The organism is Pseudomonas sp. MOIL14HWK12:I2 (assembly GCF_000510745.1).
GTDB classification, from domain to species: Bacteria; Pseudomonadota; Gammaproteobacteria; order Pseudomonadales; family Pseudomonadaceae; genus Chryseomonas; species Chryseomonas oryzihabitans.
Genome location: NZ_KI783313.1, coordinates 981,652 through 999,375 on the forward strand (window position 1 = coordinate 981,652; position 17,724 = coordinate 999,375).

At 68.7% G+C, this 17,724-nt stretch carries 14 protein-coding genes; 5 read left to right on the forward strand and 9 right to left on the reverse strand.

All coding sequences use genetic code 11. The features are described from left to right. The first annotated feature begins 56 nt into the window (after positions 1-56). Entirely contained in the window at positions 57-2,891 is a 2,835-nt protein-coding gene (rapA, locus tag PSK12I2_RS0120845) for an RNA polymerase-associated protein RapA (RefSeq protein ID WP_027599909.1), read from the forward strand. Positions 2,892-3,622: 731 nt separating this feature from the next. Here rapA and dhbA read toward each other — a convergent pair. Genes dhbA through PSK12I2_RS0120865 form a run of 4 tightly spaced genes read right to left on the reverse strand, consistent with a single transcriptional unit; the run spans position 3,623 to position 8,071 of the window. Beyond that, the gene (dhbA, locus tag PSK12I2_RS0120850; RefSeq protein ID WP_027599910.1) at positions 3,623-4,378 is read right to left on the reverse strand and encodes a 2,3-dihydro-2,3-dihydroxybenzoate dehydrogenase; all 756 of its coding nucleotides are present in this window, start codon (positions 4,376-4,378) and stop codon (positions 3,623-3,625) included. Positions 4,379-4,389: 11 nt separating this feature from the next. Next, on the reverse strand, positions 4,390-5,253 hold the full coding sequence (locus PSK12I2_RS0120855) for an isochorismatase family protein (RefSeq protein WP_007160298.1): 864 nt from the start codon (positions 5,251-5,253) through the stop codon (positions 4,390-4,392). 8 nt (positions 5,254-5,261) lie between these two features. Continuing rightward, on the reverse strand, positions 5,262-6,887 hold the full coding sequence (locus tag PSK12I2_RS0120860; RefSeq protein ID WP_027599911.1) for a (2,3-dihydroxybenzoyl)adenylate synthase: 1,626 nt from the start codon (positions 6,885-6,887) through the stop codon (positions 5,262-5,264). Continuing rightward, positions 6,884-8,071, reverse strand: a complete 1,188-nt coding sequence (locus PSK12I2_RS0120865; protein ID WP_256204012.1) for an isochorismate synthase MenF — start codon at positions 8,069-8,071, stop codon at positions 6,884-6,886. Before PSK12I2_RS0120865 ends, PSK12I2_RS0120860 begins: the two co-directional genes overlap by 4 nt. A 274-nt stretch (positions 8,072-8,345) precedes the next feature. Between PSK12I2_RS0120865 and fepB the strand changes: the two genes are divergently transcribed. After that, on the forward strand, positions 8,346-9,314 hold the full coding sequence (fepB, locus tag PSK12I2_RS0120870; protein WP_007160301.1) for a Fe2+-enterobactin ABC transporter substrate-binding protein: 969 nt from the start codon (positions 8,346-8,348) through the stop codon (positions 9,312-9,314). 225 nt (positions 9,315-9,539) lie between these two features. Here fepB and entS read toward each other — a convergent pair whose 3' ends face one another. After that, positions 9,540-10,769 carry an enterobactin transporter EntS gene (entS, locus tag PSK12I2_RS0120875; protein ID WP_027599913.1) on the reverse strand — a complete coding sequence of 410 codons (1,230 nt, stop codon included), beginning with the start codon at positions 10,767-10,769 and terminating at the stop codon, positions 9,540-9,542. Between the two features lie 126 nt (positions 10,770-10,895). On the opposite strand from entS, the gene fepD reads away from it, so the two are divergent. Genes fepD through PSK12I2_RS0120890 form a run of 3 tightly spaced genes read left to right on the forward strand, consistent with a single transcriptional unit; the run spans position 10,896 to position 13,680 of the window. Then, complete coding sequence (fepD, locus tag PSK12I2_RS0120880) at positions 10,896-11,891, forward strand: Fe(3+)-siderophore ABC transporter permease (protein WP_027599914.1); 996 nt, start codon at positions 10,896-10,898, stop codon at positions 11,889-11,891. Next, positions 11,888-12,886 carry an iron-enterobactin ABC transporter permease gene (gene fepG, locus PSK12I2_RS0120885; RefSeq protein WP_027599915.1) on the forward strand — a complete coding sequence of 333 codons (999 nt, stop codon included), beginning with the start codon at positions 11,888-11,890 and terminating at the stop codon, positions 12,884-12,886. Before fepD ends, fepG begins: the two co-directional genes overlap by 4 nt. Continuing rightward, on the forward strand, positions 12,883-13,680 hold the full coding sequence (locus tag PSK12I2_RS0120890) for an ATP-binding cassette domain-containing protein (protein WP_027599916.1): 798 nt from the start codon (positions 12,883-12,885) through the stop codon (positions 13,678-13,680). Before fepG ends, PSK12I2_RS0120890 begins: the two co-directional genes overlap by 4 nt. Here PSK12I2_RS0120890 and PSK12I2_RS0120895 read toward each other — a convergent pair. From PSK12I2_RS0120895 to PSK12I2_RS0120910, 4 genes are read right to left on the reverse strand one after another with little or no spacing between them, the layout of a single operon-like run. Next, positions 13,677-14,807 carry a M20 family metallopeptidase gene (locus PSK12I2_RS0120895; protein WP_027599917.1) on the reverse strand — a complete coding sequence of 377 codons (1,131 nt, stop codon included), beginning with the start codon at positions 14,805-14,807 and terminating at the stop codon, positions 13,677-13,679. The genes PSK12I2_RS0120890 and PSK12I2_RS0120895 overlap by 4 nt on opposite strands. A gap of 28 nt (positions 14,808-14,835) precedes the next feature. Then, positions 14,836-15,591 (reverse strand): glutamine amidotransferase, encoded by a 756-nt coding sequence (locus tag PSK12I2_RS0120900; RefSeq protein ID WP_027599918.1) that lies wholly within the window; start codon positions 15,589-15,591, stop codon positions 14,836-14,838. Positions 15,592-15,612: 21 nt separating this feature from the next. Beyond that, complete coding sequence (locus tag PSK12I2_RS0120905) at positions 15,613-16,698, reverse strand: phosphotriesterase (RefSeq protein ID WP_027599919.1); 1,086 nt, start codon at positions 16,696-16,698, stop codon at positions 15,613-15,615. After that, the gene (locus tag PSK12I2_RS0120910) at positions 16,695-17,714 is read right to left on the reverse strand and encodes an ABC transporter permease (protein ID WP_027599920.1); all 1,020 of its coding nucleotides are present in this window, start codon (positions 17,712-17,714) and stop codon (positions 16,695-16,697) included. Before PSK12I2_RS0120910 ends, PSK12I2_RS0120905 begins: the two co-directional genes overlap by 4 nt. Positions 17,715-17,724 lie beyond the last annotated feature (10 nt).

A 17,724-nucleotide genomic window follows, 5' to 3' on the forward strand; every position in this document is an offset into this window, starting at 1 on the left:
TGACTCCGCTTTCGCTAAAATAGCCGGCTTTTTGATAGCTGGGGAGAAGCTTCCACATGGCGTCGCATCAACCGGGACAACGCTGGATCAGTGACAGTGAGGCCGAACTGGGCCTGGGAACCATCCTGGCCCTGGACGGCCGCCTGCTCACGGTGCTCTATCCAGCCACCGGTGAGACGCGCCAGTATGCCCAGCGCAACGCCCCGCTGACCCGGGTGCGCTTCGCCCCGGGCGACGAGGTGACCCATTTCGAGGGCTGGAAGCTCACCGTGCGCGAGGTCTCCGAAGAGGACGGCCTGCTGACGTACCACGGCTTCACCGCCGAGCGCGAGGCACGCAGCGTGCCCGAGGCCCAGCTGTCGAACTTCATCCAGTTCCGCCTGGCCAGCGACCGCCTGTTCGCCGGGCAGATCGATCCCCTGCCCTGGTTCGGCCTGCGCTATCACACCCACGAGCACCGCAACCGCCTCCTGCAGTCCAGCCTCTGGGGCCTTGGCGGTACCCGCGCCCAGCCGATCCCGCACCAGCTGCACATCGCCCGCAGCGTGGCCGACCGGGTCGCGCCGCGCGTCCTGCTGGCCGACGAAGTGGGCCTGGGCAAGACCATCGAAGCCGGCCTGGTGATCCATCGCCAGCTGCTCAGCGGTCGCGCCAGCCGCGTGCTGATCCTGGTCCCGGAAAATCTCCAGCACCAGTGGCTGGTGGAGATGCGCCGCCGCTTCAACCTGGAAGTGGCGCTGTTCGACGCCGAGCGCTTCATGGCCAGCGAAGAGGGCAACCCCTTCGAGGACGCCCAGCTCGCCCTGGTCTCCCTGGACTGGCTGGTGCGTGACGAAAAGGCCCAGGATGCCGCCTTCGCCGCCGGCTGGGACCTGCTGGTGGTCGATGAAGCCCACCACCTGGTCTGGCACCCCGAGGGCGCCAGCCGCGAATACAGCCTGGTCGAGCAACTGGGCGAGGTCATCCCCGGCGTGCTGCTGCTGACCGCGACGCCCGAGCAACTGGGCCAGGACAGCCACTTCGCCCGCCTGCGCCTGCTCGATCCCAGCCGCTTCCACGACTTCGCCGCCTTCCAGCAGGAGTCCCAGCACTATCGCCCGGTGGCCGAAGCCGTGCAGGAATTGCTCGACGCCGGCGCCCTCAGCCCGGCCGCCCAGGACGCCATCGGCGGTTTCCTCGGCCAGGAAGGCGAGACCCTGCTGAACGCTGCCGCCGCCGGCGATGCCGAGGCCCGCGCGCGCCTGGTGCGCGAGCTGCTGGATCGCCACGGCACCGGCCGGGTGCTGTTCCGCAACACCCGCGCCGCGGTCAAGGGTTTCCCCGAGCGCGAGCTGCACGCCCACGCCCTGCCCTTCCCGGATGCCTACCTGGACGAGGGCGTCATGCCCGGCCAGTCGCTGCAGCCGGAAACCGAATTCGCCCCGGAAGACGACAACGACCGCTGGTGGCGCCACGACGGCCGCGTCGAGTGGCTGATCGACACCCTCAAGGCGCTCAAGCCGCACAAGGTGCTGGTCATCTGCGCGCGCATGGAAACCGCCCTGGACCTGGAAGACGCCCTGCGCCTGAAGTCCGGCATCCCGGCCACGGTGTTCCACGAGGGCATGAGCATCCTCGAGCGCGACCGCGCCGCCGCCTACTTCGCCGACGAGGAATTCGGCGCCCAGGTGCTGATCTGCTCCGAGATCGGCAGTGAAGGCCGCAACTTCCAGTTCGCCCACCACCTGGTGCTGTTCGACCTGCCGGCCCACCCGGACCTGCTGGAGCAGCGCATCGGCCGTCTCGACCGGATCGGTCAGCGCCACACCATCCAGCTGCACGTGCCCTACCTCGAAGGCAGCCGCCAGGAGCGTCAGTTCCAGTGGTACCACCAGGCGCTGAACGCCTTCCTGGCCACCTCGCCGACCGGCAGCGCCCTGCAGGCGCGCTTCGCCAGCGAGCTCGACGAGCAGTTGGCCGGTGGCGACGACGCCACCTGGCAGGCCTTGCTGGAACAGGGCGCCCAGGCGCGCGCAACGCTGGAAGCCGAGCTGCACAATGGCCGTGACCGCCTGCTGGAACTCAATTCATCCGGCGCCGGTGCCGGCGAGCAACTGGTCGAGGACATCCTCGAACAGGACGACCAGTTCGCCCTGCCGATGTACATGGAAGAGCTGTTCAACGCCTTCGGCATCGACAGCGAAGATCATTCCGACAACGCCCTGATTCTCAAGCCCAGCGAGAAGATGCTCGACGCCGGCTTCCCCCTGGGCGACGACGAAGGCGTGACCATCACCTACGACCGCAACGTGGCCCTGGTCCGCGAAGACATGCAATTCCTGACCTGGGAGCACCCCATGGCCCAGGGCGGCATGGACCTGGTGCTGTCGGGCTCCATGGGCAACACCGCCGTGGCGCTGATCAAGAACAAGGCGCTCAAGCCGGGCACCGTGCTGCTGGAGCTGATCTACATCAGCGAGGCGGTGGCGCCGCGCGCCCTGCAACTGGGCCGCTACCTGCCGCCCCTGGCGATCCGCTGCCTGCTGGACGCCAACGGCAACGACCTGGCCGCCCGGGTGGCCTTCGAGACCCTCAACGATCAGCTGGAAAGCGTGCCGCGCACCAGTGCCAACAAGTTCGTCCAGGCCCAGCGCGACTCCCTGGCCAAGCTGATCGGCGGTGGCGAAGGCAAAGCCCTGCCCCGCCACGAGGAACGCGTGGCCAAGGCCCGCCAGGCCTACCTGTCGGGCATGGACGAAGAGATCGCCCGCCTGGAAGCCCTGCGCGCGGTCAATTCCAGCGTCCGCCAGGACGAGATCGACCGCCTGCGCCAGCAGCGCGAAGAAGGGCTGACCTACCTGGACAAGGCCTCGCTGCGCCTGGAAGCGATCCGGGTGCTGGTGGCGGGTTGAGTGGAGGGCTTCGTTAGCGAAGCTCTTCAGCAATACCAATCGCGGCCATGGCGGTCCGCCGATGCGGCCGCTCCTACAGGTTGAGCACAGACTGTAGGAGCGGCCCATGGCCGCGACGCGTTTCATGACAATACCCTGGGCTTCGCTATCGCTCAGACCAACCTGGCTACTCTCCCGCCGCTAGCGGTCGAGCCCCGGTTCACCTCCGTATCTTTGAGTCCGTAGCGTGGAAAACGGCGCAGCCTTTTCCACTGGACTCCCTAGCGAGGGGCGCCCTCACCCCAACCCTCTCCCGAGGGGAGAGGGGGCTATCCGAGCAGGCGTTCAGGATCTTCCGCCCCGGCAAGCTCAGGATCGGTCGCGAGGCAAGCCGTAGGTTGGGTTTAGACAGCCCCATCGTCGAAGCCCAACAGGCGAGGTCGAACCCATCGCGTTGGGCTTCGCTGGTGCTCAACCCAACCTACGCACCGCTCGGCCACGTAGCGTGGAAAACGGCGCAGCCTTTTCCACTGGGCTTTCTAGCCAGGGGCGCCCTCACCCCAACCCTCTCCCGAGGGGAGAGGGGGCTATCCGAGCAGGCGTTCAGCTTCTTCTGCCCCGGCAAGCCCGGGATCGGTCGCGAGGCAAGCCGAAGGTTGGGTTGAGACAGCCCCATCGTCGAAGCCCAACAGGCGGAGTCGAACCCGCCGTGTTGGGCTTCGCTGGCGCTCAACCCAACCGACGAAAACCTCTCACGCCGCCAGGGTCGCGCCGCCGTCCACCACGATGTCCTGCATGGTGATATGGCTGGCCAGGTCCGAGGCAAGGAACAGCACGGTGTTGGCGATCTCGTCGGGCTGGGCGATCTTGCGCAGCGGGATGCCCAGCTTGAAGTCTTCCGGCAGGCCGTCCACCAGGCGTTGATAGCCCTCGGGCGAGCCGAGCATGCCGGCCAGCATGGGGGTCGCCGTGGAGCCCGGCGAGACCACGTTGCAGCGCACTCCCGACCCGGCCAGCTCCAGGGCCACGCAGTGGCTCAGGGACACCAGCGCCGCCTTGGAGGTGCAGTAGCCGGCCATCTGCAGGCGCGGCACATGGGCGGCGTTGGAGGCGATGTTGACGATGGCGCCCCGGCCCTGGGCCTTGAACAGCGGCACCAGCTGGCGGAACAGATAGAAGGGGCCGGAGACGTTGACGTCCAGCAGCGCCTGCCAGTCGTCCAGGCTCAGGCTGTCGCTGGTGCCCAGGCGCAGCACGCCGGCGCCATTGACCAGCACGTCCAGGCGGCGCTCTTCCGCCAGCAGCGCCTGGCAGACGTCCTCCACCTGGGCCGCGTCGGCGACGTCCAGTAGCTGGGTGCGGAACGAATAGCTGCCCTCGGCGAATTGCCGGTCGAGGCCGATCACCTCGGCGCCCGCCGCCTGGAAGCGCCGCGCTACCTGCAGCCCGATGCCCTGCCCTGCGCCGGTCACCCAGACGCGCTTGCCGGTGAAATCCAGTTGCGTCATCAGCAGATTCCTCAGGCGCGCGCGCGCAGCAGGTCCAGCCAGCCCTGCAGGGTCGGCTGGGCGGCGAGATCGGCGAAGGTTACCGGCAGACCGCGCTTCTGCCACTCGCCCACCAGGGTCATGACCTGCACCGAGTCTAGGCCGAAATCGGTGAGGTTATCGTCCAGCGCCGGTGCTTCATCATCGGCGTCCAGCAGCGGCTGGACCTGGGCGCGCAGCCAGGCTTCATCGAGCACGGCCGCACCCGCGCCGGTGACCTGGGCGGTACTCAGGGTGCTGCCGCAGCGGGTCGCCACGTAGCGCAGCGCCATGCGGTGCTCTTCCTCGCTGAAGTCGGCCACGGCGTCGCCGATCAGGAAAGCCTGGATATCCCTCATGAAGGCATCGGTGCAGGTGGTCAGGCAGCCGATGTGGGCATAGACGCCGCAGACGATCAGCTGATCGCGCCGCCATTCGGTCATCAGGTCCTGCAGATTGGAACGGTGGAAGGCGCTGTAGCGCCACTTGGTCAGCACCACGTCGTCAGCCTTGGGCGCCAGCGCGTCCACCACCTGCTGCAGCGCGGGATCGGCTTGGGTCAGGCCCGGGCCCCACATGTCGTTGAGCAGGGCGCGATCGGCCGGCGGCTGGTCGGTGGGCTGGGCGGTATAGACCACCGGCACGCCCTGGGCATCGGCCCAGGCGCGCAGGGCGGCGATGTTGGCCACCACCTGATCGATCAGCGGGCTGTCGTCGCCATAGAATTCGACGAAATAGCGCTGCATGTCGTGGATCAGCAGCACGGCGCGATCGGCCACGGGCGTCCAGTCCACCTTGTTGGCGGGGAAGCCGTCGGGCTGGGGCAAGGGATAGGAGGCAAGACGGGGAATAGCCATGGGAAACCTTAGGGACGCTCGGTGGATGGGGTCTGCAGCTGCTCGCGCAGGCGGCGCTTGTCGATCTTGCCGACGGCGGTGAGCGGCAGCTGGTCAAGGAACTGGAAACGGTCGGGCAGCTTGTACTCGGCCACGCCCTGCTCGCGCAGGTAGCGGCGCAGCGCCACCGGCTTGAGTGCCGGATCGCTCACCACCAGGCAGGCGCAGCTCTTCTCGCCCATCAAGTCGTCGGCGATGGCGACCAGGGCCGCGTGGGTGATGCCGGGATGGCGCAGCAGCAGGCCCTCGATCTCGGCGGCAGCGATCTTTTCACCGCCGCGGTTGATCTGGTCCTTCACCCGCCCGACCACCTTGAGGTAGCCGGCGGCATCGCGCTGGACCACGTCGCCGGAGAAATAGAAGCCCTCGGCGTCGAACACCTGGGCGTTGTGCTCGGGGCTGCGGTAGTAGCCGCGGAAGGTGTAGGGGCCACGGGTGGACAGCAGGCCGGGCTCGCCGTCGGGCACGGGATTGCCGTCCTCGTCGGTGATGCGCACCTCGTCATCCGGGCTCATGGGCCGGCCCTGGGTGGTGAAGATGCGCTCGGGTTCGTCGTCGAGGCGGGTGTAGTTGACCAGGCCTTCGGCCATGCCGAACACCTGCTGCAACTGGCAGCCCAATTCCGCGGGCACGCGGCGGGCCTGGGCTTCGGCGAAGCTGGCACCGCCCACCTGCACCACGCGCAGGCTGGCGAGTCGCGCACGCTGCTCGGGCGCGGCCGCGGCCTGCAGCCAGAGCGCCACCGCCGGGGGTACCAGGGCCACCCAGTCCACCTGATGGCGTTCGATCAGCGCGAAGCAGCGCAGCGGCTCGGGATCGCGGGCCATGACCACGCAGCCGCCGGCGATGAAGACGCCCAGGGCGCCGGGCGAGCTGAGGGTGTAGTTGTGGCCCGCCGGCAGCGCGCAGAGAAAGCGCGTCGCCGGGCTCAGGCGGCAGATCTCGACGCTGCGTCTGAGGCTGTAGTAGTAGTCGTTGTGGGTGCGGGGGATCAGCTTGGGCGTGCCGGTGCTGCCCCCGGATAGCTGGAAGAAGGCCACCTCGCCACCGGCGGTGGGCGTCAGCTGAAAACCGTCCAGCGGGGTATCCAGGCGCTGCTGCAGGCTGCGCGCGTCGTCGGCGCCATCCAGCAGTACCTCGCCGAGGCCCGGCGCCACGTCGCGCAACTCGGCGAGGAAGTTGTCGTCGCGGAACAGGTTGTGCTCGCTGGAGGCGATCAGCAGCCGGGGCTGGATCTGCTGCGCATAGGCGAGCAACTCCAGCTTCTGGTGGCTGAACAGCGCATTTACCGGGGCAATGCCGGCCTTGAGCAGGGCAAAGAACACCACGTAGAACTCGGCCACGTTGGGCAGCTGCACCAGGGCCGTGTCGTGGCGGCGCAGCCCGGCGGCCTGCAGGTGGGCGGCCAGGCGACTGGAGCGCTCGTCCAGCTCGGCATAGCTCAGCTGCCGCTCGCCGCAGAGGATCGCCGGCGCGTCCGGCAGGGTCGCGCGGCTGCGCGCCAGGATCTCGGTCATCGGCAGGTCGGGCCAGTAACCCAGGGCGCGATAGCGCGCCGCCAGGTCGTCCGGCCAGGGGGTGAATTCCAGACTCACGTGGGGTTCTCCTCGTCGAGCAATCCACAGGCGGCACGCATGGTGCCCAGTTTGGCGGTAACCTCGGCCCACTCCGCCGCGGGGTCGGAGGCTTCGACGATGCCGGCACCGGCGAACAGCCGCAGCCAGTCGCCCTGCACCGTGCCGCAGCGGATGGTGACCACCCACTCGCCGTTGCCCTGGGCATCGCACCAGCCGACCATGCCGGTGAACAGGCCGCGGTCGAAGGGCTCGATGCGCTGGATCAACTGGCGCGCCGCGGCCGTGGGAAAGCCGCACACCGCCGGAGTCGGATGCAGGCGGCAGGCGAGTTGCAGCGCCGAGGTGCGGCTGTCGGCCAGCTCGCCGTCGATGGCGGTGGACAGGTGCCACATGGCGTTGGTGCTGAGCAGCGAGGGGCCTTCGGGTACGTCCAGCCGGCTGCACAGCGGCGCCAGCTGCTCGCGGATGTCCTCGATCACCAGACGATGTTCGTAGTGGTCCTTGCTGGACTCCAGCAACTCGCGGGCGACGCGCTGGTCTTCCTGCGGATCGGCGCGGCGCCTGGCCGAACCGGCCAGGGGATTGGTATGGACCTGGGCACCCTGCCTGCGCACCAGCAACTCGGGGCTGACCCCGACCAGCTCGCCGCCCTCGGCGGTGGGGATGCGGAATTGATAGCCGGTGGGATTCTGCCGCGCCAGATTGGCGAGGATGGTCTCCACGTCGGCAGGCTCGGCCAGGCGGATCTCCTGGATGCGCGACAGCACCGCCTTGCTCAGCTCGCCACGGCGGAAGGCCTCGATGGCCTCCTCCACCGCCAGGCAGAAGCCGTCCGCGCTGGGCAGGTTGCGCACCTCGCGCACCTGCGCCGGGGCAACCCCTGCGCTGCTGACCGGCGCCGGGCGCGCCGTCCAGGCATGCTCCCGAGGCACATAGAGGCAGGAGGGCCTGGTGGTATCGAAGGGAATGGCACCCATGATCACCGGCTCGGCGATGCCGGCCTGGCGGGCACGGGCGAAGGCCTCATCCACGGCGTGCAGGAACAGGCTATCCCGGTGCGCGCCGCCACTGGCCGGTGTCTCGACCCGGGCACAGATGCCCCGCCCCTGCAGGACGCGATCACCCGACTGGAACAGGAATGCGGCCTGTTCCCGACGATCGGCAGCGACTCCGCCGACCACCTCAGCCCTCTTGCTCGTCATTTCGATGGACCTCTACACGAATGATAATGCTTATCAATAAGCAGAAGCTAAAGGTTGCCTGCCGGAAAGTCAATTCGTTAGGGACCGAACGATCTCGCCGAATGGCCAGCAACCCTTTGAAATCTCTGGTGAATCTCCACTGGGCAGAGCGCCGGCGGGTACCGGCTCCACGGCTCCTGCCCTGGCCCTGTCGGCTACTGGAAAGGAACGACTTGCTGCCCAGGGGGTGGTTCTTTGAAAATGAGAGTGATTATCTTACAACTGGAAGGCGTCCATGTTCAGCTTGTTGTCAGTGTTTCGCATTCTCACCACTCTGGCGGTCGCCACCCTGACCCTGGGCGGCCCCGCTCAGGCGGCGGACTGGCCACGGCAGATCAGCGCCGACGGCAGCCAGGTGACCCTGCCGGCCAAGCCGCAACGCATCGTTTCCACCAGCGTCACCCTTACCGGCTCCCTGCTCGCCATCGGCGCGCCGGTGGTGGCCAGCGGCGCCACCTCGCCCAACAACAGATTCGCCGACGACCAGGGCTTCCTGCGCCAGTGGGGCGCGGTCGCCAGGCAGCGCGACGTGAAGCGGCTGTACATCGGCGAGGCCAATGCCGAAGCCGTGGCCGCCGAGGCGCCGGACCTGATCCTGGTCAGCGCCGCCGGCAACGACTCGGCGCTGCGCCTGGTCGAGCAACTCAAGGCCATCGCCCCGGTGCTGGTGGTGGGTTACGACAATCGCAGCTGGCAACAGGTGGTGGAACTGCTCGGCCAGGCCACCGGCCGCGAGGACGCCGCCCGCAAGGTGGTCGGCGATTTCGACCGGCGGGTCGCCGATCTCAAGGCGCGCCTGCAGCTGCCGCCGCAACCGGTATCCGCCTTCGTCTACAACCCGGCGACGCGCCAGGCCAATCTCTGGACCGCCGCCTCTTCCCAGGGCCAGTTGCTGGAAAGCCTGGGCTTCACCCTGGCGAAACTGCCAGCGGGGCTGGAGACCGGCCATAGCCAGGGGCAGCGCCACGACATCCTCCAGCTGGCCGGCGAGAACGTCGCCACCGGTCTCACGGGCCAGACCTTTTTGCTGTTCGCCGCGGACGCCAAGGAAGCCGAGGCGGTACGCAGCAATCCGCTGCTGGCGCACCTGCCGGCGGTCAAGGACAACCGCGTGGAAGCCCTGGGCGCCGAGACCTTCCGTCTCGACCCCTACAGCGCCAACCTGCTGCTGGATCGTCTGGAGCAGCGCTACGCCAAGCCCTGAGCAGAACAGTTACTGTGGGGTTTTCTAGGCGAGCAGTCTGATAGCGGCCATGGCGGTCCGCCGATGCGGCCGATCCTAAAAGACATCGGTGTTTTGGTGATCGCGGCCATAGGCCGCTCCTACAGGTGCCGGCTAGCCTGTAGGAGCGGCCCATGGCCGCGATCGGTCTTGTCCACTGCTGATCGCCGTATGCACCCGTTAGAAACGCCGTGGCGGTTTTACACGCTAGGCGCCCAGGCTTTCCGCCCGGCGCAGGCCGCGGGCCAGCGCCCAGCAGAGGGCTGCCACCAGCGTCGCGACCAGACCGAAGACGCAGGCTGCCTGCGCCGGCAGCATCAGGCTGGCCAGACCGCCGAACAGCGCTGCGCCGATGGCCTCGCCGCCGATGTTCTGCGCCGTCCACAACGCATTGATCCGCCCCAGCAGGCGATCCGGCGTCAGGCGCTGGATCAGCGCGTACTGCACCAGGGAATTGAGCGCACCCAGATAGCCGAACAGCACCAGGCACAGCGCCGACAGCCAGAAGCCGGGCAGCAGCGCAAAGACCGCCACCGCCAGAAAGGTCGCCACCGCGGTCATCAGCAGGGTACGCCCCGGGCGTGGCGCCTGGTTCAGTCGACCACTGGTGAGGGCGCCGATGGCCGCGCCCAGGGGCGCGGCGGCATAGAGCCAGCCCAGGTGTCCGGTATCCAGCCCCCAGTCCTCCCCCAGCGACGGATAGAGCACCCGCACCGCATTGGCCATGGTGACCAGGGCGCCGACCAGGGCGACTGCGCCCAGCAGGCGATTCTCGAAGAGGAAGGCGATGCCGCCGCCCAGCGCCTGCCAGGGCGTCTCGCGTGGCTGTTCCGGCGGGGGCAGCGGCGGCAGGCGCAAGAGCACCAGCAGGGTGATCAGGGTACCGCCGGCGGTCAGGCCGTAGTTCCAGGCCACGCCACTCTGGGCGATCAGCAGGGTGCCCAGCGGCGGGGCGACGATGGCCGCCACCCGCACGCTGAGCATGTTCAGGGCACCGGCCTGCACCATGGATTCGCGCCCGACCAGGATCGGCGTGACCGCCAGCAGCGCGGTGACGCCCAGGGCGCCAAAGAAGCCGTCCCACAGCGCCAGCAGGTAGATGGCGGTCAGCGACGGCTCGGGCAGGCTGGCGTTGACCGCCAGGCCGATGAAGCCCAGGCCGCAGATGGAACGCGCGGTCAGGATCAGTCGGCGCCGCTCCAGGCGGTCGGCCAGCACCCCACCGGTGAGCAGGCCGACGAACATGCCGATGCCGGCCATGCTCAGCGCCAGGCCCACCTTGAGCGGCGAGTCGGTCAGCGCCTGGACCTGGATGGGGATGGCCACGGCCAGGAGGCCGAGGGACAGAACGGAGACCAGGCGGGCGATGAACAGGGTGCGAAAGGCGGCGTGGGACCTGAGCAGGCCGAAGTCGAGCAGGAAGGACGTCTTGGACATGAATCACCGGAAAAACACAGGGGACGCTATCGAGCCGCCGGGGCAAGGCTGTTAGCATGTAATACAGACTATCATGTGTTAATACGCCTTGTTCTCATCCACTCCCCTCCCCGTCGGTCGTCGCGGATGACCCCGCGCCGCCTCCTCATCCTCGGCTGCGCCGCTGTCCTGCTGCTCCTGGTGATGGCTGCCAGCCTGGCGCTCGGCGCCACTGCCATCCCGCTGGCCGATGTCTGGCAGGCGCTGGGCCAGGGCTGCAGCGAGCCGGCCTGCCTGATCGTGCGCGAGGCGCGGCTGCCACGCACCCTCGCCGGGCTGCTCGCCGGGGCGGCGCTGGGCGTGGCCGGCACCCTGATGCAGGCGCTGACGCGCAATCCCCTCGCCGACCCGGGCATCCTCGGCGTCAATGCCGGAGCCAGTTTCGCCGTGGTGCTGGGCATCGCCCTGTTCGGCGCCAGCGGTCCGGAGCAATACCTGGGCTTCGCCTTCGGCGGCGCCCTGCTGGCCAGCCTGGTGGTGCTGCTGGCCGGCATCGCCGGTGGCGGCGGCTTCAACCCGATGCGCCTGGTGCTGGTCGGGGTGGCCCTGGGCGCCATGCTCGAAGGCGTCAGCTCGGGCATCGCCCTGCTCGATCCCCAGGTCTACGATCAGCTGAGATTCTGGCAATTCGGCTCCCTGGACGTGCGCCAGCTCGACCTGCTGAGCAGCGCCAGCCTGCCGGTGCTGGGCGGGGTGTTCATCGCCCTGCTGCTGGCGCCAGCCTTGAACGCCCTGAGCCTGGGCACCGACCTGGCCGTCGCCCTCGGCACCCGGGTCCGCCAGACCCAGTTGCTCGGCCTGCTGGCCATCACCCTGCTCTGTGGCGCCGCTGCCGCGGCGGTCGGCCCCATCGCCTTCGTCGGCCTGATGGTGCCGCACCTGGGTCGCTGGGCCATCGGCGAAGACCATCGCTGGCTGCTGCCCTTCGTCCTGCTGTTCACCCCCAGCCTGCTGCTGACCGCCGACATCGTCGGCCGCCTGCTGGTGACCAACGAGTTGCGCGTCTCGGTGGTGACCGCCTTCCTCGGCGCGCCGCTGCTGATCTGGCTGGCGCGCCGTCAGCGCCAGGGAGGCCGGGCATGAACCGTCCCGGTCGCCTGCGCCTGCCCGGCGTGCTGCTCACCCTGCTCGGCGGCGCCCTGTTGCTCGCCCTGTTCGCCCTGGGCAGCGGCAGCCTGTCCCTGAGTCCCGCCCAGGTGCTGGCCGCCCTGCTCGGCGAGGCGCCGCGCGGCATCGAACTGGTGGTCACCCAGTGGCGCCTGCCGCGGGTGGCCCTGGCCCTGCTGATCGGCGCCGCCCTGGGCCTGAGCGGGGCGCTGTTCCAGTCACTGCTGCGCAATCCCCTCGGCAGCCCGGACATCATGGGTTTCAACACCGGTGCCTACAGCGGCGTGCTGGTCGCCTTGGTGCTGTTCCAGGCCAGCATCCTCTGGAGCACCACCGCCGCCCTGATCGGCGGCCTGCTCAGCGCGGCGCTGGTCTATGCCCTGACCTGGCGCGGCAGCGGTGTGGATACCCTTAGACTCATCATCGTCGGCATCGGCGTGCGCGCCCTGCTGATGGCGCTCAACACCTGGCTGATCGTCCACGCCTCCCTGGAGGCCGCCTTCAGCGCCGGCCTGTGGAGCGCTGGTTCCCTCAACGGTATCACCTGGGCCAAGGCCTGGCCGGCGGTGGTCTTCATCCTGCTGGCGGGTGCGGCCAGCCTGGCGCTGAGTCGCCGGCTGTTCCTGCTGGAGATGGGCGATGACACCGCCTGCGCCCTGGGCGTGCCGGTGGAGCGCACGCGGCTGTCGCTGCTGGGCCTGGGCGTGGTGCTCACCGCCGCCGGCACCGCGGTAGCCGGCCCCATCTCCTTCATCGCCCTGGCCGCTCCGCAGATCGCCCGCCGCCTGACCGGCACCCAGCGCCTGGCGCTGCCCGCCGCCGCCCTCACCGGCGCGGTCCTGTTGCTGGGCGCGGATCTCATCGCCCAGCGCCTGTTCCTGCCCTATGTCCTGCCGGTCGGCCTGGTCACGGTGAGCCTGGGTGGGCTCTACCTGATCGGCCTGCTCATCTGGGAGTCCCGCCGCTCATGAACGACGCCCCCGCTTCGCGCCTGCACGCCGAGCGCCTGACCCTGGGCTACGGCCGCAAGCTGATCGCCGAAGACCTGTCGCTGACCATCCCCGATGGCGAGCTGACGGTCATCATCGGTCCCAACGGCTGCGGCAAGTCGACCCTGCTGCGCACCCTGAGCCGGCTGCTGGCGCCCAGCCAGGGTCAGGTCTGGCTGGACGGCCAGGCGATCCAGAGCTATCGCACCAAGGAGGTGGCCCGCCGCCTGGGCCTGCTGCCACAGAGCTCCCAGGCCCCGGGCGACATCTCGGTGCGCGACCTGGTGGCCCGCGGACGCTATCCGCACCAGACGCTGTTCGGCGGCGTGCGCGCCGACGACGAGCGCGCGGTGACCCACGCCATGCAGGCCACCGGTGTCTTCGAACTGGCCGATCGGGCGGTGGACACCCTTTCCGGTGGCCAGCGCCAGCGGGTCTGGATCGCCATGGCCCTGGCCCAGGAAACCCCGCTGCTGCTGCTCGACGAGCCCACCACCTGGCTCGACATCACCCACCAGATCGACCTGCTGGAATTGCTGGAAGACCTCAATCGCCAGCAGGGCCACACCCTGGTGATGGTGCTGCACGACCTCAACCACGCCTGTCGCTACGCCACCCACCTGGTGGCCATGCGCGACGGCAAGGTGCTGGCCACCGGCCGCCCGCGCGACGTCATCACCCCCGCGCTGATCAAGGCGGTCTACGACCTGGACTGCCTGATCATCGACGACCCCGTGGCCGGCACCCCCATGGTGGTACCCCTGGCGCGGCGCTAGCGTCCGGCGAGCATCCAGTCCCGGAGCAACTGCCCGTAGAGCTCGGTGCCCTCCTCCAGGCGTTGCACCTCGCAGTATTCGTCCACCTTGTGCGCCATGCTCGGTTCTCCCGGCCCCAGGATCAGGGTGGGCGGATCGTTCAGCGCGGGCAGCAGCACGGCGGCATCGGTGAAATAAGGCACCACGCTGGCGGGCAGCGCCTCGCCGTGCAGGGTGGCGCAACGGTCGAAGACCTGCCGCACCCAGGCGTCGCTCCTGTCGGCACAGACCCCGGGCAGATCCACCAGGACCTCCAGCTCCAGATCGCTGCCCAGGTGCTCGGCCAGACGCCGCTGGATGTCGGCATGCTCCAGGTTCGGTGCGGTCCGCAGATCGAGGGTGAAGGCGGCACGATCCGGCACCGAGTTGATGTTCAGCCCACCCGTGACGGTCCCCACGTTGAGCGTGGGTTGGCGCATGAGCGGATGCGGCGGGCCGACGGCGAAGGTGCGCGCCTGGCCAATGGCCTCGGCCAGGCGGTAGATGGCGTTTTCCCCCTCCTCGGGCATGGCGCCGTGGGCCGTGCGGCCATGGGCGGTGCAGCGGAGCCAGAAGGCGCCCTTGTGCCCCAGTACCGGCCGATTGGCGGTGGGTTCGCCCACCAGCAGCGCGCCCAGCTCGCCGAGCAGGTGCGGCGCATCCCGGCACAGCGCCCGGGCGCCGTCACAGCCGGTTTCCTCACCGCCGGTGAGCAGCAGCCGGACGCCAGGCCCCTGGGCGATGACCTCGCGATTGCGCTGGCAGGCGACGATGAAGGCGGCGATGCCCGCCTTCATGTCGCTGGCGCCGCGGCCATAGAGGCGCCCTTCGGCCACCTCACCGGCGAAGGGCCCGTGGCGCCAGGTGCCATTGCCCAGGGGCACCACGTCCAGGTGCCCGGTAAAGCCCAGCGGCTTGCCGGCCCCGCGCCCCGGTAGCCAGGCCACCAGGTTGCAACGTCGTTCGCCGAAATGCTGCAACTCGCAGTGGAAGCCCGCCCCGCGGAGCGTCTTGACCAGGAACTGCGCACAGGCTTCTTCATCGCCCGGCGGATTGAGCGTGGGAAACCCCAGCAGCGCTCGGGTCAGGGCCAAAGGATCGTCGAGCATTGGGGATCTCCAGTCGGACTACGGGTGATCAGGCGCGCCGCGAGAGCCAGTCCAGGCAGTTGAGCCAGAAGCGCCGATAGGCATCGCCGGCCAGGAAGTCGTCGGGCATCCAGTGCATCGACATGTCGCTGGTCCAGACCAGGGTACGCCCCTGGCCGACTTCCCGGGTCGCCAGCAGTGGATGACCGCTACCCGCGACGCTCGCCACGAGCTGGGCGTCCGGATGCAATTCCACCTCGTTGTAGCCCAGCAGATAGGACCAGTCCTGGGGCAGGCCACGCAGCAACTCATGCTCGCCGTGCACCTCTGGCGTGAAGCCCTCGGGCACCTCGATGCGGTCGTCATAGGGCAGGCAACGCACCGGCAGCACCTCTTCTACCGCCGTACCGCGATAACGGGCCCCCCCGTTGATGCCCTGGAAGCTGTAGTAGCCACCGACCATCATGAGCGCGCCACCCTGCAGCACATACTCGCGCAGCGCCGCCAGGCGATTCGGTGTGCGGCGGCTACGCAGCCAGGTATCCGGATGCAGCAACAGGCTGTTTGCACCGATATCCGACAGGATGATCACCTGGTAGTCGCGCAGGGCTTCCAGCGTCGCCGGAAAATCGGTTTGCGCCTGGTCGGCGCACATCTGGGTGACGGCATAGTCGCTGTCGGCCAGTGCGGTCAGCAGGCGCTGGGCGCCATTGTGGGCGGTGACGGAGGCGAACTGGTCAAAGCCTTTGATATGGGTCGCGGTGCTGACCCAGGATTCGCCAGCGAGCAGAACGGACTGTTTCATAGGTTCTCCGGTTGCGGGACTTTAGGCCGATCGAACGCGCTGGAAGACGCGGCGCGGGTTGTCGATCAGCAGGGTTTCCAGTTGCGCCCCCGTGACGCCATGGCGGCGCAGACGCGGGACGAAGTGCTTGAGCAGGTAGCCATAGCCGTGGCCGCCGTAGCGGGTGAGCATGGTCTTGAGAAAGACGTCCTGGGACAGCAGCAGGCGCTCGCCGTAGCCGGCCTCCAGCAGACCGACGAGGGCGCGGGCGTTGTCTTCGTCGGACGGCGACTGGGCGGCCTCGTCGGCGAAGTAGTAGCCCATGCCGATCATGTCGTATTCGAGGAAGGCACCCCGCTCCGCGAGTCCGTGCTGGTAATCGAGGTCGCGATGACTGGGATTCATGTGGCAGAGCACCACGTGGTGCAGGTCGGCGCCCTCGGCGGCGGCGATGTCCAGCACCCGGTGGCCCAAACGTTCCCAGCCGGGCAGATGGACCGCCAGGGGCACCCCGGTAAGGCCGCTGGCCCGGGCGGCGGCGCGCAGGGATTTTTCCTCGCTGTCGGTAAAGGCGGCCGACACCCCGATCTCGCCGATCAGGCCGGCGATGACCTCCGGCTTTTCCGCCGCTCCGCCCACGTCGTGGACGATCTGGGCGGTCAGTTCCTCCACCGAGCGCTCCCTGACATAGGCCGGGTGCGAGGGCTCCAGGTAGAAACCGGCACCCATGATGATGTTGAGACCCGTGAGCCGCGCGATGCGCTGCAGCGCCTGGGGATCGCGACCGATGCCGAGGTTGGTGGGATCGACCACCGTCTCCCCGCCCAGGGCGCGATATTTCAGCAACTCGGCGCAGGCCAGCTCCACGTCGAACAGCTGGCAGTTGTCGCGGCTGACCAGCGGATTCATATGCAGCTCGCCGAGCAGTTCGATGCTCACCGGCTGCTCGGCCAGGTGTCGCTCGCCGCAGCAACGGGGTGGCACCCATTTGCCGGAGGCGTCGAGCAGGATGTGCTCGTGCATCAGGGTCACGCCCAACCGGTCCACCGGCAGCGGGCCAAGCACCGTCATGGCATGGCCGCTGTCGACCCCGACCGGAAGCGGCTCGGGATGGCGAAACAGACTCATCCGCCTACCCTCCCCAGCGGGCGGCCGGTCTTGAGGATGCGGGTGTTGAGCCAGATGGCCAGCAGCACGATGGCCCCCGTGGCGATCTGGGTATAGAAGGGCGACACATGGGCGAGGATCAGGCCGTTCTTGATCACCGCCATGGTCAGCACGCCCAGCAGGGTGCCAAGGATGGTGCCGAAGCCGCCGAACAGACTGGTGCTGCCCAGCACCACCGCTGCGATGACCTCCAGTTCGAAGCCCTCCCCCTGGTTGGAGGAGCCACTGCCCAGCCGTGCCGTTACGATCATCCCGGCCAGCGCCGCCGCCATGCCGCTCAGGACGTAGACGCGCAGCAGCACGCCGCGGGTATTCACCCCTGCCCGGCGGACGCTTTCGGCATTGGCGCCAATCCCCGTGAGATAGCGCCCGAAGCGCATCCTGCCCAGCAGCAGCATGCCGCCCAGCACCGCGAAGAGCGCGAGCCATACCGCCAGCGGCAGTCCGAGCACCCAGCCGCGACCGAGCGCGAGAAAGGCGCTGAATTCACGGGGAACCGGAATGGAATAGCCCTGGGTGATGAGCAGCGCCAGGCCGCGAATGATGGTCAGGGTCGCCAGGGTCACGATGAACGCCGGGATTCCCGCGTAGGCGATGAAGTAGCCGTTCAGCGCACCGATCAGCGCCCCCACCAGCAGGCCGCCGGCCAGCACCACCGGCCAGGGCAGCTGCCAGGTGTTGAGGCCGAGGGCGGCCAGGGCGCCCACCAGGGCCAGGGTGGAACCGACCGACAGGTCGATGCCACCGGTGGTCACCACCAGGGTCATGGCCACGGCCACGATCAGCAAGGGTGCGTTCTGGCGAATGACGTTGAGCAGGTTGCCGCTGCTGAGGAAGTTGTCGGTCACCAGCGCGAACAGCAGGCAGCAGAGGGCGAAGAACAGCGCGATGCTGGCGACGCCGGGATAGTCGTGCAGCAGGCGGCGCAGCGGTGACTGCACCACCACGCGCTGTCGGGTCAGGTCGAGGGTATTCATGAAATCCTCC

Coding starts and splice junctions, on each gene's coding strand:
- rapA (WP_027599909.1), top strand. CDS start 57: ATGGCGTCGCATCAACCGGGACAACGCTGGATCAGTGACAGTGAGGCC.
- dhbA (WP_027599910.1), bottom strand. CDS start 4,378: ATGACGCAACTGGATTTCACCGGCAAGCGCGTCTGGGTGACCGGCGCA.
- PSK12I2_RS0120855 (WP_007160298.1), bottom strand. CDS start 5,253: ATGGCTATTCCCCGTCTTGCCTCCTATCCCTTGCCCCAGCCCGACGGC.
- PSK12I2_RS0120865 (WP_256204012.1), bottom strand. CDS start 8,071: ATGACGAGCAAGAGGGCTGAGGTGGTCGGCGGAGTCGCTGCCGATCGT.
- fepB (WP_007160301.1), top strand. CDS start 8,346: ATGTTCAGCTTGTTGTCAGTGTTTCGCATTCTCACCACTCTGGCGGTC.
- entS (WP_027599913.1), bottom strand. CDS start 10,769: ATGTCCAAGACGTCCTTCCTGCTCGACTTCGGCCTGCTCAGGTCCCAC.
- fepD (WP_027599914.1), top strand. CDS start 10,896: ATGACCCCGCGCCGCCTCCTCATCCTCGGCTGCGCCGCTGTCCTGCTG.
- fepG (WP_027599915.1), top strand. CDS start 11,888: ATGAACCGTCCCGGTCGCCTGCGCCTGCCCGGCGTGCTGCTCACCCTG.
- PSK12I2_RS0120890 (WP_027599916.1), top strand. CDS start 12,883: ATGAACGACGCCCCCGCTTCGCGCCTGCACGCCGAGCGCCTGACCCTG.
- PSK12I2_RS0120895 (WP_027599917.1), bottom strand. CDS start 14,807: ATGCTCGACGATCCTTTGGCCCTGACCCGAGCGCTGCTGGGGTTTCCC.
- PSK12I2_RS0120900 (WP_027599918.1), bottom strand. CDS start 15,591: ATGAAACAGTCCGTTCTGCTCGCTGGCGAATCCTGGGTCAGCACCGCG.
- PSK12I2_RS0120905 (WP_027599919.1), bottom strand. CDS start 16,698: ATGAGTCTGTTTCGCCATCCCGAGCCGCTTCCGGTCGGGGTCGACAGC.
- PSK12I2_RS0120910 (WP_027599920.1), bottom strand. CDS start 17,714: ATGAATACCCTCGACCTGACCCGACAGCGCGTGGTGGTGCAGTCACCG.